General features: G+C 64.2%; 13 protein-coding genes and 1 other annotated feature. Of the genes, 6 read left to right on the top strand and 7 right to left on the bottom strand.

Annotated elements, in window-relative coordinates; all coding sequences use genetic code 11:
* Window positions 1-60: 60 nt before the first annotated feature.
* Window positions 61-1,656 carry a sensor histidine kinase gene (locus tag ACI6S0_RS12765; RefSeq protein ID WP_010335533.1) on the bottom strand — a complete coding sequence of 532 codons (1,596 nt, stop codon included), beginning with the start codon at window positions 1,654-1,656 and terminating at the stop codon, window positions 61-63.
* Window positions 1,625-2,329: a response regulator transcription factor gene (locus ACI6S0_RS12760; protein ID WP_004208080.1), complete on the bottom strand. Its 705-nt coding sequence runs from the start codon at window positions 2,327-2,329 to the stop codon at window positions 1,625-1,627. The genes ACI6S0_RS12765 and ACI6S0_RS12760 overlap by 32 nt, the downstream gene beginning before the upstream one ends.
* Window positions 2,330-2,613: 284 nt before the next feature.
* Between ACI6S0_RS12760 and ACI6S0_RS12755 the strand changes: the two genes are divergently transcribed.
* The 3 genes from ACI6S0_RS12755 (at window position 2,614) to ACI6S0_RS12745 (ending at window position 5,642) form a co-directional block, all read left to right on the top strand.
* The gene (locus ACI6S0_RS12755; protein ID WP_010335535.1) at window positions 2,614-4,215 is read left to right on the top strand and encodes a phosphoenolpyruvate carboxykinase; all 1,602 of its coding nucleotides are present in this window, start codon (window positions 2,614-2,616) and stop codon (window positions 4,213-4,215) included.
* A gap of 124 nt (window positions 4,216-4,339) precedes the next feature.
* Window positions 4,340-4,657 carry a hypothetical protein gene (locus ACI6S0_RS12750; protein ID WP_004208078.1) on the top strand — a complete coding sequence of 106 codons (318 nt, stop codon included), beginning with the start codon at window positions 4,340-4,342 and terminating at the stop codon, window positions 4,655-4,657.
* 136 nt (window positions 4,658-4,793) lie between these two features.
* Window positions 4,794-5,642 carry a ferredoxin--NADP reductase gene (locus ACI6S0_RS12745; RefSeq protein ID WP_004208077.1) on the top strand — a complete coding sequence of 283 codons (849 nt, stop codon included), beginning with the start codon at window positions 4,794-4,796 and terminating at the stop codon, window positions 5,640-5,642.
* A 173-nt stretch (window positions 5,643-5,815) separates the two neighbouring features.
* On the opposite strand, the gene ACI6S0_RS12740 is transcribed toward ACI6S0_RS12745, so the two are convergent.
* The 4 genes from ACI6S0_RS12740 to ACI6S0_RS12725 all read right to left on the bottom strand — a co-directional run bounded on the left by ACI6S0_RS12740 (window position 5,816) and on the right by ACI6S0_RS12725 (window position 9,181).
* The gene (locus ACI6S0_RS12740) at window positions 5,816-7,651 is read right to left on the bottom strand and encodes a DUF885 domain-containing protein (protein ID WP_434403270.1); all 1,836 of its coding nucleotides are present in this window, start codon (window positions 7,649-7,651) and stop codon (window positions 5,816-5,818) included.
* A gap of 139 nt (window positions 7,652-7,790) precedes the next feature.
* Window positions 7,791-7,979, bottom strand: a complete 189-nt coding sequence (locus ACI6S0_RS12735) for a hypothetical protein (protein WP_434403268.1) — start codon at window positions 7,977-7,979, stop codon at window positions 7,791-7,793.
* A gap of 27 nt (window positions 7,980-8,006) precedes the next feature.
* A complete protein-coding gene (locus tag ACI6S0_RS12730) occupies window positions 8,007-8,285 on the bottom strand; it encodes a hypothetical protein (RefSeq protein WP_434403267.1) in 279 nt (92 codons plus the stop codon).
* Between the two features lie 152 nt (window positions 8,286-8,437).
* Window positions 8,438-9,181, bottom strand: a complete 744-nt coding sequence (locus tag ACI6S0_RS12725) for a hypothetical protein (protein WP_434403266.1) — start codon at window positions 9,179-9,181, stop codon at window positions 8,438-8,440.
* A gap of 88 nt (window positions 9,182-9,269) precedes the next feature.
* On the opposite strand from ACI6S0_RS12725, the gene ACI6S0_RS12720 reads away from it, so the two are divergent.
* The 3 genes from ACI6S0_RS12720 to ACI6S0_RS12710 all read left to right on the top strand — a co-directional run bounded on the left by ACI6S0_RS12720 (window position 9,270) and on the right by ACI6S0_RS12710 (window position 11,311).
* A protein-coding gene (locus tag ACI6S0_RS12720) for an IS3 family transposase (protein ID WP_120249343.1) occupies window positions 9,270-10,498 on the top strand; the annotation gives its coding sequence in 2 pieces (ribosomal slippage) (window positions 9,270-9,558 and window positions 9,558-10,498; 1,230 coding nt in all).
* Window positions 9,551-9,667, top strand: a sequence feature (AL1L pseudoknot). Its footprint overlaps the gene before it by 117 nt.
* A gap of 272 nt (window positions 10,499-10,770) precedes the next feature.
* The gene (locus ACI6S0_RS12715; RefSeq protein WP_434403264.1) at window positions 10,771-11,007 is read left to right on the top strand and encodes a type II toxin-antitoxin system ParD family antitoxin; all 237 of its coding nucleotides are present in this window, start codon (window positions 10,771-10,773) and stop codon (window positions 11,005-11,007) included.
* A gap of 13 nt (window positions 11,008-11,020) precedes the next feature.
* Window positions 11,021-11,311, top strand: coding sequence for a type II toxin-antitoxin system RelE/ParE family toxin (locus ACI6S0_RS12710; RefSeq protein WP_434403263.1), 291 nt, complete (start codon window positions 11,021-11,023; stop codon window positions 11,309-11,311).
* 116 nt (window positions 11,312-11,427) lie between these two features.
* On the opposite strand, the gene ACI6S0_RS12705 is transcribed toward ACI6S0_RS12710, so the two are convergent.
* Window positions 11,428-11,874, bottom strand: coding sequence for an NfeD family protein (locus ACI6S0_RS12705; RefSeq protein ID WP_434403262.1), 447 nt, complete (start codon window positions 11,872-11,874; stop codon window positions 11,428-11,430).
* Window positions 11,875-12,268 lie beyond the last annotated feature (394 nt).

Here is a 12,268-nt window from a genome sequence, read left to right as displayed (position 1 = left end):
CGATTCACGCGACATCGCAGCGGAGTATTGTGGCCAGCAGGAATGAACAGCTTATTGCTTTCATTCGGACATTATGCCGGGGTCGCGTTCCACGGCCATGGGAAGACGGACGATGAAGCGGGCGCCGCTCTGCATGTCCTCGCGATCGGCGATGCTGATCTTGCCCTGATGCCCCTCGACGATCGAGCGGGCGATGGCGAGGCCGAGGCCCGAATGCTTGCCGAACGCCTCGCCTTCCGGGCGGACGCTGTGGAAACGGCGGAAGACATGCTCGCGCTCGCCCTCGGGGACGCCGGGGCCTTCATCCTCGACGCTGACCAGCACTTCATTGTCGGCGACGGTGGCGATGATCTGGACCAGCCCGTCGTCGGGCGAGAAGGAAATGGCATTGTCGATCAGATTGTCGAGCACGCGCACGATCCGCTGTTCCTCGCCCAGGACGACGGCGACTTCCTTGCGCGGGCGGGCGAAGGCGAGGCGGATGCCGCGCGGCACGCCGCGCGCTTCGCGGGCGAGCACCATGCGCTCGATCAGCAGGCCAAGGTCGATCGGCTCGAACCGGGTGCGGGACAATTGGGCGTCGATGCGGGAGGCTTCGGCGATGTCGGTGACGAGCCGGTCGAGCCGGCGGACATCATCCTGTGCGATCGCCATCAACTGGTCGCGCAGGTCCGGCCGGTCCACCCGTTCGAGCGAATCGAGCGCGGAGCGGAGCGAGGCGATCGGGTTCTTGAGTTCATGGCTGACGTCGGCGGCGAAGGCGTCGGTCGCGTCGATCCGCTGGCGCAGCGCATGGCTCATGTCCGACAGGGCGCGGGCGAGCATGCCGATCTCGTCGCGCCGCTCGGGCAGGCGGGGCACGGTGACCTCCCGCGCCCGGCCGAGGCGAACGCGCACGGCGGCACGGGCCAGGCGCTGGAGCGGCTGGACGATGGTGCGGGCGAGGAACAGCGACAGTAGCACGGAGGCGAGGACGGCGGCAGCCAGCACGATGCCCAGGCGCAGCCGTTCGGCGCGGACGATGCGGGTGATGTCGCGCGCATTTTCGGTCGCGAGCAGGCCCGAGCCGTCGCGCACGGCGACGGCGGCCGAAATCATGAAGGTGCGATCGGGCGCGTAGCGGTTCATCGCCTGGGGCTGGCGCGTCTTGGCGGCCAGCACCAGTTCGGGCCAGGCGCTGGCGCGATCGACGGCGGGTTCCTCGAAATTGGGCGGGCGATCGGCGGAGACGACGCGGTCGACCGCCTTGTCGAGGAAGCGGGCGACATGACGCTGCCATTCTTCTTCCGAGGGCAGGCGCAGCCGGTAGCGCGGGGCATCCATGGCGAAGCTGTCGGCCATCAGATTGCCGGCCGCGTCATAGCGGCGCACCCGGTCGCCGGTCTGGCGCGCATAGGCGGCGATCAGCGCATTCTGCCGGTCGGCAGGTGCATTTTCCAGGCCAATGGCGAGCAGCTTCAGCTCGCGCGCCGACTGTTCCAGCCGATCGTCGACGATCCGCGTGCGATAGCTGTCCAGATAGAAAAAGCCGCCCGCCAGCAGGGCGAGCGCGAAGACATTGACCGCCAGGATGCGCGGGGTGAGGCTCAATCGCCCCGACCAGCGCACCGCGAGCGGCGCGTCCTCATTCTTCGGAGAAGCGGTATCCGGCGCCATAGAGCGTGTCGATTGCGTTGAAGTCAGGGTCTACCTCTCGGAATTTGCGACGCAGCCGCTTGATATGGCTGTCGATCGTGCGGTCGTCGACATAGACGTCGTCCTGATAGGCGGCGTCCATGAGCTGGTTGCGGTTCTTCACCACGCCGGGCCGTGCAGCAAGGGTTTCCAGGATCAGGAACTCGGTGACGGTCAGCGTCACATCCTTGCCGTCCCATTTCACCCGGTGGCGGGGCGGGTCCATTTCCAGCCGGCCGCGCACGATCGGATCGGATGGCGGCTCATCGGCGGCTTCGGGCGTGCGGCTGATCTCTGCGCGGCGCAGGATGGCGCGGATGCGCGCGATCAGCAGCCGCTGCGAGAAGGGCTTGGAGATATAATCGTCCGCGCCCATGGCCAGGCCCAGCGCCTCGTCCAGCTCGTCCGCCTTGGAGGTCAGGAAGATGACCGGCATCTGGCTCTTTTCGCGCAGGCGGCGCAGCAGTTCCAGCCCGTCCATCTGCGGCATCTTGATGTCGAACACGCCAAGGTCGGCCGGATTATCGGTCAGCGCCTTCAGCGCAGCTTCCGGGTCGGTATAGATGCGCGTGACGAACCCTTCGGTCTGCAGCGCGATCGACACCGACGTCAGGATATTCTTGTCATCATCCACCAGCGCGATGGTTGCGGTCATGCTGCGTCCCGGAACGTCATGATAAAATGGGTGAAGGCATCCAGCGTTAGACGATGGCTGCCGGGCCTGCAAGGAAGGGGCGTTGCAATTGTTGCTGCGACCCATGCGTCGTTTTTCGGGACGGGCTGTGGTTCGCCCCTATTTGACGGCCGTAGCGCAAAGCCCTATGCCGGTATGGCTTGAAGGGGAGGATGTCCGCGCGACAAGGATCGCGGCGCTCCCGGACGGGCCGGTCGCATAAAAAGACAAGCGACTAAGGGACTTTTTACATCAGGAGCTAAGGCGTGCAGGCCAAATCCTCAATCACCCTGGTCGACCAGGGCATCTCCACCCATGCCACCCAGTTTTGGAACCTCGGCACTGCGCCGCTGGTCGAGGCCGCGCTTGCCAATGGCGAGGGCATTTTGGCCAAGGACGGCCCGCTGGTCGTCAAGACCGGCAAGCATACCGGCCGCAGCGCCAGCGACAAGTTCATCGTCCAGGATGCCGAAACGCAGGACACCGTTTGGTGGGGCAAGACCAATGTGCCGATGACGCCGGCGCACTTCGCCGCGCTGAAGGAGGATTTCTTCAAGGCGCTGGGCGAGAAGGACAAGCTCTATGTCGCCGACCTCTATGGCGGGTCGCAGCCCGAATATCGGGTCAATGTGCGCGTCATCAACGAGTTCGCCTGGCATAACCTGTTCATCCGCACGCTGCTGGTGCGGCCCGACGCGGCGGCACTGGCCGATTTCGCACCCGAATATACCATCATCGACCTGCCGACCTTCGTCGCCGATCCGGCCCGCCATGGCTGCCGCAGCGAGACGGTGATCGCGGTCAACTTCACCGAGAAGCTGATCCTGATCGGCGGCACCCGCTATGCCGGCGAGATGAAGAAGTCGGTGTTCGGCATCCTCAATTATCTGCTGCCGACCAAGGGCGTGATGCCGATGCACTGTTCGGCCAATATCGGCCCGAACGGCGACACCGCGGTCTTCTTCGGCCTGAGCGGCACCGGCAAGACGACGCTGTCGGCCGATGCCAGCCGCACGCTGATCGGCGATGACGAACATGGCTGGTCGGACCAGGCGGTCTTCAATTTCGAGGGCGGCTGCTATGCCAAGATGATCAACCTATCGGCCGAGGCCGAGCCGGAGATCTTCGCCACCACCAAGCGGTTCGGCACGGTGCTGGAAAATGTCGTGATCGACGAGGAAAGCCGCGAGATCGACCTGGACGACAACTCGCTGGCGGAAAATAGCCGCGGCTCCTACCCGATCGACTTCATCCCGAACACGTCGGAGAAGAATCTGGGGCCGGTGCCCAAGAACATCATCTTCCTGACCGCCGACGCCTATGGCGTTCTGCCGCCGATCGCGCGGCTGACCCCGGAACAGGCCATGTATCACTTCCTGTCCGGTTACACCGCGCGCGTGGCGGGCACCGAGATTGGCGTGACCGAGCCGACCGCCACCTTCTCGACCTGCTTCGGCGCACCCTTCATGCCGCGCCACCCCAGCGTCTATGGCAATTTGCTGAAAGAGCGGATCAACAAGGGCGGCGTCACCTGCTGGCTGGTCAATACCGGCTGGGCCGGTGGCAAGGCGACCATGCCGGGGATCAAGCGCATGCCGATCAAGGTCACGCGCGCGCTACTCAACGCCGCGCTCGATGGCAGCCTGAACAGCGCCGAATTCCGCACCGATCCCAATTTCGGGTTCGAGGTGCCGGTGGCGGTCAATGGCGTCGACAGCCAGATCCTCGACCCGCGCGCGATGTGGGCGGACAAGGACGGCTATGACGCGACCGCGGCGACGCTGGTGAAGGCCTTTGTCGACAATTTCGCCCAGTTCGAGGAGCATGTCGACGATGGCGTGCGCAGCGCGGCGCTGACGGCGGCCTGAATGGGCGCCTGATCGGACGCAGCATTCTAGTGAAGGGCCGGGGCGGAAACGCTCCGGCTCTTTTGCTTTTGGCGGGGGCGCGGCGGTGCTATGCTGCCCGCCTATCATGGCAGCGGAGATTAGCATGGGCATGTTCGACAATCTGATGGGTAATCTGGGCGGGCTGGAAGCGATCGCGCAGAAGGTCGGGCTGGAGCCGGAACAGATGCAGGGCCTGCTGAACGAGATCGGCGCCAAGATCGGCAGCGGCGAAACCAGCGTGTCGGCACTGGCAGAGACGGCGGCCGAACATGGCGTGTCGGCGGATGCGCTGCAGCAGTTGCTGGGCCAGTTTGGCGGACCGGAGGCGATATTGGGGCAGCTCGGCGGCTTCCTGGACCGCGATGGCGACGGCAATCCGCTCAATGAGCTGAGCGGCCTGGCCAAGGGGCTGTTCGGCTGAACAGGTTGCGGCGCGGGCCGGCAAAGCCGGCCCTTGGTTGCCCCCAAGTTTTTTTGGCCTTGCCTTCGCGATGCGGTGGGGCCATTTGCGGACTACACCATTATTGCGAATGATCCGCAACTAGCGCCGCCCGATCATGGCGGCGCCGACGAAATGCAAGGATAAGGTCTTGACCGACGTGACGATCGAAAAGCCGGTTCTGGAACCCACCGGCGCGCTTTCCGTGGAAACCGTGCTGTCGGTGAAGCACTGGAACGAGCATCTGTTCAGCTTCCGCATCACCCGCCCGGCAAGCTTCCGCTTCCGCTCGGGCGAATTCATCATGATCGGCCTGAAGGGCGACAACGGCAAGCCGCTGCTGCGCGCCTATTCGATTGCCAGCCCCGCCTGGGACGAGGAAATCGAATTCCTGTCGATCAAGGTGCAGGATGGTCCGCTGACCAGCAAGCTGCAGAAGATCGAGCCGGGCGACCAGATCTATCTCGGCCGCAAGCCGACCGGCACGCTGGTGACCGACGCGCTGCTGCCGGGCAAGCGGCTGTTCATGCTGTCGACCGGCACCGGCCTGGCGCCGTTCCTGAGCCTGCCGCGCGACCCGGACGTGTATGAGTTCTACGAGCAGGTCGTGGTGGTGCATTCGGTGCGCCGCGTCAGCGACCTCGCCTTCCGCGAAGAGATGGAAGGCAAGTGGGCCGAAGACCCGCTGGTGTCGGAACAGGCCGCCGGCCAGTTCCATTATGTGCCGACCGTGACGCGCGAAGAATTCCCCAACAATGAGCGCATCGACAAGCTGGTCGAGAGCGGCAAGCTGTTCGAGGGGATTCCGGGCGCGGCGAAGTTCGACCCCGAAACCGACCGGATCATGATGTGCGGCAGCATGGAGATGATCAAGCAGTTCGCGGCGTTCTTCGAGGAGCAGGGCTTCACCGAAGGCTCCAACGCGGCGCCGGGTCAGTTCGTGATCGAGCGCGCGTTCGTAGGCTAAGGGTCGGACGCAAAAAGATAGGAAAGGGCCGGGGGAGCGATCCTCCGGCCTTTTTTGTTGTCCTGTCCCCCTCCCTTTCAAGGGAGGGTTAGGGGTGGGTGGCGAGCGGAGCGAGCCTCCTTCGGAGGCTACCCACCCCCGGCCCCTCCCTAGAAGGGAGGGGAGATAGGCCGTTACGCGCCCTTCCTCTGGGCGACATAGGCGTCGACATTTTTCGCCAGCACGGTCATCGGCACGCCGCCGCCCTTGACCACGGCGTCGTTGAACAGGCGGAAGTCGAACTTGTCACCCAGCGCCTGTTGCGCCTGTGCCCGCAGGCGGACGATTTCGCCATGGCCGACCTTGTAGCCGCAGGCCTGGCCCGGCCAGGCGCAATAACGGTCGACCTCGCCCTGGACATCCTCGACCGTGGAGCCGTTGGTGGTAGCGAACCAGTGGATCGCCTGGTCGCGGGTCCAGCGCTTGGCATGAAGGCCGGTGTCGACCACCAGGCGGCAGCAGCGATAGGCGATCGACTGGAGATAGCCCAGCCGCCCGGCGACATCGCCATCATAGGCGCCCAGCTCGTCGCCCAGTTGCTCGGCATAGAGCGCCCAACCCTCCGAATAGGCGTTGAAGGCGAGCAGCGAGCGGATCAGCGGCAGCTTGTAGGTATATTCGCCCTGCCAGATATGGCCCGGAATCCCCTCATGATAGCAGAGGGTCGGCAGCGAATAGCGCGGCCAGATGCTGGTATCGCGCAGGTTGATATAATAATTGCCCGGCACGCTGCCGTCGATCGTGCCCGCGCCGGCATAGGCGCCCGGCGCCCCGGCCTCGATCTCCACCGGCACCCGCTTCACCACCAGCCTGGCCGGCACCAGGGTCGCGAAGGCGCGGGGCAAGCGGGTGCGGATGTCGGCCAGGCGCCCGTCGATATAGGAGAGGATCTGCTGGCGACCCTTGTCGTCATTGGGGAAGAGATAGCGCGGATCCTTGCCCATCGCCGTCATCCGCTCGCCCACGGTCCCCTTGGTCATGCCGAGGGATTTCAAGAGCCGGTCCATTTCCGACTGGAGGGCTTTGAGCTGTTCCTGGCCCAGCGCATGGACTTCGTCGGGCGACATGGTGGTGGTGGTGCCGGCCCGCAGCGCCCAGCCATAATAGGCATCGCCCTGCGGCAGTTTCCACACGCCCGCATCCATGGTGGCAAGGCCACTCTGGCGGGTGAGTTCGGCGGCCTGGCGGGCGAGGGCGGGGGCGATGGCGGTGCGGGTGATCTGCGCTGCCTTGGCGGCATAATCGCCCTGCATGTCGCGGGTGCGGCGCGCGATCGAGGCGACCGGCACCCACTGGTCGATCGGCTGGCCCTGCACCGCCTTCATCTGGCCCAGCGTCTTGTCGAGCAGGAAGGCGGGGGCGACGACGCCGATGCCGGCATCATGGCGGAGTCGCTCGGTCTCGCCGTCGAGATTGGCGGCATATTGGGTCAGGCGTTCGAGATAGGCGTCGGCGTCGGCCGGGGTGGCGATGGCGTGATTGGCGTCGAGGAAATCGGGCGTCTCGATGAAGGCGCCGGTATTCTGGGCAACGGCATAGGGCGCGTTGCGATAGGACCAGTTGCTGTTCATCATCGCCATGTCGCCAAAGGGGAAGGCGAAGCCGGCATCGGCCAGTTCATGGGCGGCGCGCACTACCTCCACATCGGTGCGGGTGGCGGGGGACAGGGCGTCGAGATCGACGGCACGCAGCTGGGTCAGGCGATCCTTCACATGGGCGGCGATCCGGGCCTGGCCGGCCGGGCTCTTGTCGCCAAGGCGCGCTTTGAGCGGGGCGCGGGCGCCGGTGTCGAGGCCAAGGCCGCTCGCCGTTTCGGGTGCATCGGCCAGCATCGCCTCGGCCATGCCGGCGAGCAGGGCTTCGGCGCGGGCGTCGGCTGTCGTTGCCTGCGCCAGGGCGCGGGCGGGGAGGGCGGACAAAGCGAGGGCGGAGGAGCCGGCGACGAGGAAATCGCGGCGGGAGGTCGTCATGGCGAAAAGGGTCTCCGTAGGAATTCACGCGGCTGGCGCGATTTCCGAGTCATCCGGCGGGGCGCCGGATTGGAAATCGCCCTCTTAACTTCGCATATTTCCCGCACATTTCGACATCTTATTTCCTACCCGCGACAGATCATAATAATCGGGCGATGCTGCCCAGGTCGATCTCCGGCGCGCTGATCGAGAGTTCCGCGACCAGTTCGCGCAGGGCGATGCGCTGGCGATGGGGCATGGCGGCGCGGGCGCCGCTGCGCTCGGCACAGATGGTGCGCATCGCCGCCAGCATCACCCGATTGTCGGGCGCGCGGCGATGGCCGACCACCACGCCGCGCCGGACGATGGGGCGGACCTACGCGCAGCGGGTCAGCGCGATCGCCTGGGCACGGGCGGCGTCCAGCCCCATCTCCAGCGCCCAGTCCCAGGCGGCGGCAAAACTCTCCGCCCCCTGTTTCTGCCGCAGCTGATAGGCCGAGCGCGGCGAACAGCCGACGCTGCGCGCCGCCTGCGCCACCACGCCGCAGCGCGCCAGCATGTCGATAAAGGCCCGCTGCGCGGCCGGCGACCATCCCGACGCGCGCCGGCGCAGCATCGGGACGGAGGTGAAATGGAGAAGGGGCATGTCGGTCATGCCGGCGAGGCTATCATGCGGGGGGAGGTGTAGGACAGTATGGCTGATAGGGGAGCGGCGGGTTTGTGAGTGACTAGAGATGGACCTGAGCCTTCGTTCAAAATACTAGAGAGGCAAAATCTCAATTCAGTAGCCACTATCCTTCGTCCGCCTTACGCGATCCAGAGATAGATTTGCCACCCACCTCCCCCGAGGCCCACGAGAGTCCCGATCAGGCCGATGGCTTTCGCCATCCGACTTTCAAAAAGGCGATCAAGTGCAACGCCAATGCCCTTAGAAGCGGTCCGGAGCCTACTCTTTATGAATTTCCTAATGACCGAATGAAAGAACCCCACTTTGGCGAGCGTGGAGTTATGCATCCGGATGAACTCGTTATTCTGAAATGCGTGGACCTCTTCCTCACCGCTCAAAAAATGTCGATGAATTCCACCGTTTAATTCCATGAGCGATTTGAGTTTTGGGTGAGCTGCATAATTGCTCCCATAGCGGTCGCTCAACAGATCGTTAAGATTTAGACGCCGTTCCACTGGAATGACCGGAGCATCCCCACCCCCAAGGACGCGGTAACGGTGCTCGAGGTGCTCGAAACCAAACGTGAGGTTGCGCATATTCCAATGCACCCAGAACTTGTCACGGCGATCACGGACAAAAGCGTAAAAATTAGCCAGCAGCCTCCGCTCAACCTCGTCAAACCTATCTCGTACTTCCTCGCGAGGAATGCTTAACTCCTCTGCAACTGCATGAGTCGAGAAGCTAACGGTTTGCTCTGTTGCAAAATGCGTGACAGCGATAGACGTTATGCGAGGGGACAAGCCCTGATCATTTTCATCATATAAGCTCTGGCACGAGTAATGGATGATATAGAAGTTCTCTGGATGCTTTTTAAGCTCCGCCAAAAATTCCCCGCTATTATTAATTCCCACCCTGTATCTGAACCGCCCCGGGTTTGCCGGAGGCTCCAACTCCTGAGAAGGTGGAGCCTGTATGAGCAAGACAACGAACAAGTTTGCGCCGGAAGTCCGCGAGCGCGCGGTGCGTATGGTGATCGATCACGAACGTGATTACCCCTCTCGCTGGGCAGCGGTGGTTTCGATTGCGGAGAAGATCGGCTGCGTTCCGCAGACGCTGCATGAGTGGGTGAAGAAGGCTGAGGTCGACAGCGGCAAGCGCGCGGGCGTCCCGACCGAGGTAGCCGACAAGATGAAGGCACTGGAGCGCGAGGTCCGCGAGCTGCGACAGGCCAATGAGATCCTGCGCAAGGCATCGGCATATTTTGCCCAGGCGGAGCTCGACCGCCCGTTCCGGCGATGATCGCCTTCATCGACGATCACCGCGATGCCTATGGGGTCGAGCCGATCTGCCGTGTCCTGCCGATCGCCCCATCCACTTACCACGAGCGCGTCGCAAAGCGGCAGGATCCGACACGCCTGTCGGCGCGGGCGCAGCGGGACGTCGCCCTGAAGCCCGAGGTCGCGCGCGTATTCGCCGAGAACTTCGCGGTCTACGGCGTGCGCAAGGTCTGGCGGCAGATGATGCGGGAAGGCTTTCCGGTCGCCCGCTGCACAGTCGCGCGGTTGATGCGGGAGATGGGCTTGGCAGGGGTGATCCGGGGCAAGCCGGTGCGCACAACTATCAGTGACAAGGCGGCGCCATGCCCTCTCGATCACGTCAACCGCAAGTTCTACGCGCCAGCGCCGAACATGCTGTGGGTGTCGGACTTCACCTACGTCGCGACCTGGGCGGGGTTCGTCTACGTTGCCTTCGTCATCGATACCTATGCTCGGCGGATTGTAGGTTGGCGGGCCAGCAGAACGGCCCATGCCAGCTTCGTGCTCGATGCTCTGGAACAGGCGCTTCACGATCGTCGGCCGGCCCATCGGGGCGGCCTCATCCATCATAGCGATCGCGGGTCGCAATACGTCTCCATCAAGTACACCGAGCGTCTCGCCGAAGCCGGGATAGAACCCTCAGTCGGCAGCGTCGGCGATAGCTATGACAACGCTTTGGCCGAGACGATCAATGGCCTTTACAAGGCTGAGGTGATCCACAGGCGTGGACCATGGCGCAGCTTCGAAGCAGTCGAATATGCCACGCTCGAATGGGTCGACTGGTTCAACCATCGTCGGCTGCTGGAGTCCATCGGCAACATCCCTCCTGCCGAAGCCGAAGAACAATATTATGCTGCCGCGGCCAACATCGATATGGCAGCGTGACTCACAACCCAATGCCTCCGGCAGACCCGGTGCGGTTCAATCTCCGCGCAAATCACGCCATTTGGATAGCAGCGCAGCGAGGTTCGATGAAGCGCAAGTTTATGTAGCTGCTCGCTCCTCCGAGAACCCCGAATTTATGTCCGCTTCCAAGTGTAGAGAAGTTGCAGGCGAATGGAGGAGAGTAGTGCAAAGCCGTCCCGCGCTGCCCTCTCATTGAGCTGTAATATTTTTTGGTATATCCTCGCCTCGCTCTGCAACAGGAAGGTGCGGCGATGGCGCGCAACACATCGGTGACGATCGGCGATCATTTTACTCGCTTCATCAGCGATCAGGTGCAGACCGGTCGCTATGGATCGGCCAGCGATGTCGTGCGGGCGGGGCTGCGTCTGCTGGAAGAACATGAGGCGCAGGTGCAGGCGTTGCAGGCGGCGCTGATCGCCGGGGAGGAATCGGGCGCGGCGATGCCATTCGATTTCGAGGCGTTCAAGGCGGCCAAGCGCGGCGGCTGAGGCGAGCGTGGCGGTGAAGCGGCTGCTTTTTACGCCGGCGGCGCAGGCCGACCTGTCCGACATTTGGGATTATAGCGCGGCGACCTGGGACATGGATCAGGCCGATCTCTATATCGACGCGATTCGCGATGTCTGCCTAGCATTGGCGGATGGGCGGCGGCCGGGGCTGCCGGTCGATGTGCGGCCCGGCTATCGCAAGGCACCGGCGGGATCGCACATGATCTATTATCGCGACGGGGGCGATCATCTGGTCATTGTCCGTGTCCTGCATGGGCGGCAGGATACAGGGCGGCATTTGATCTGAGGGAGCGGCCGCTCCGTTCGTTGTGGTGCGCGCGTGGCGCTACGATCGGGGGCGAGTGCCGAATGGATCCCGGATCAAGTCCGGGATGACGGCGGTTCGGTGGGGATGGCGTGGGGTTATGTTCCCTCCACCCATAGTACCGCGCCTTCTGCGCCCGTCACGCGCACCCGCGCGCCCGCTTCGCTGTCCGGGCCGCGGGCGGTCCAGACGCTGTCGCCGACCTTGACCCGGCCTTCGCCGCCGCGGATCGGCTCTGCGACTGTCACCAGTTCGCCGATCAGGCGGGCGGTGCGGTCGTTGAGATTGGGGTCGGTCGAGGGCACCGGATTGTCCACATACCAGCGCCGCCCGGCCCAGACCGAGACGACGCAGAGCGCGGCGAAGATCAGCAGCTGGAGCGGAATGCCGATCGGCAGCGCCAGTGCGGCGAGGCCGGTGATGGCGGCGGCGATCGCAATCCAGATCAGGAAGACGCCGGGGATCAGCACCTCCGCAATGGCCAGCAGCGCGGCGAAGACCAGCCAGGCCCAATGATCCTGGAGCAGGGTTAGCCAGTCGTTCATGGGGTGGTCCTGTGGTTGGTGGTGTGGGGTGTTTTTGCGTCGTTTCGGTGGCGGCGGGGCGCAATTGCTCTGGCGTCGCGGATAGCGGAAAGTGCGGGAGATGTCGAAGAGAGGCGCGGGCCTCTCTTCGACTCGCTTTCGCGGGAATGACGGGGGTGGGTGGGGCCAGCTTTCGTCCGTTCGGGCTGAGCTTGTCGAAGCCCTCGCCTGAGCGGAGCGAAGGCCTCACTTCGTTCGGCTGAGCCCTTCGACAGGCTCAGGGCGAACGGTGTTTGGGGCGGGCGTTGCGCTGCTGGCTTCTCGACTTGGCTCGAAGCGAACGGATGTGGTGGGCGCTTCGGGATGGTGGGGATGTTTTGGGCGCGCGGGATGGCGATGGGGTGTGTGGCGGGCC

The sequence above is a fragment of the Sphingobium sp. DN12 genome (assembly GCF_051058005.1).
Classification (GTDB): Bacteria; Pseudomonadota; Alphaproteobacteria; order Sphingomonadales; family Sphingomonadaceae; genus Sphingobium; species Sphingobium yanoikuyae.
This window is presented reverse-complemented; position numbering and strand designations above follow the sequence as displayed.

Bases quoted from the DNA above. Each gene is read 5' to 3' on its own strand.
- ACI6S0_RS12760 (WP_004208080.1), bottom strand. From the start codon at position 2,329: ATGACCGCAACCATCGCGCTGGTGGATGATGACAAGAATATCCTGACG.
- ACI6S0_RS12745 (WP_004208077.1), top strand. From the start codon at position 4,794: ATGGCGGCGCCGACGAAATGCAAGGATAAGGTCTTGACCGACGTGACG.
- ACI6S0_RS12750 (WP_004208078.1), top strand. From the start codon at position 4,340: ATGGGCATGTTCGACAATCTGATGGGTAATCTGGGCGGGCTGGAAGCG.
- ACI6S0_RS12715 (WP_434403264.1), top strand. From the start codon at position 10,771: ATGGCGCGCAACACATCGGTGACGATCGGCGATCATTTTACTCGCTTC.
- ACI6S0_RS12740 (WP_434403270.1), bottom strand. From the start codon at position 7,651: ATGACGACCTCCCGCCGCGATTTCCTCGTCGCCGGCTCCTCCGCCCTC.
- ACI6S0_RS12730 (WP_434403267.1), bottom strand. From the start codon at position 8,285: ATGACCGACATGCCCCTTCTCCATTTCACCTCCGTCCCGATGCTGCGC.
- ACI6S0_RS12765 (WP_010335533.1), bottom strand. From the start codon at position 1,656: ATGGCGCCGGATACCGCTTCTCCGAAGAATGAGGACGCGCCGCTCGCG.
- ACI6S0_RS12705 (WP_434403262.1), bottom strand. From the start codon at position 11,874: ATGAACGACTGGCTAACCCTGCTCCAGGATCATTGGGCCTGGCTGGTC.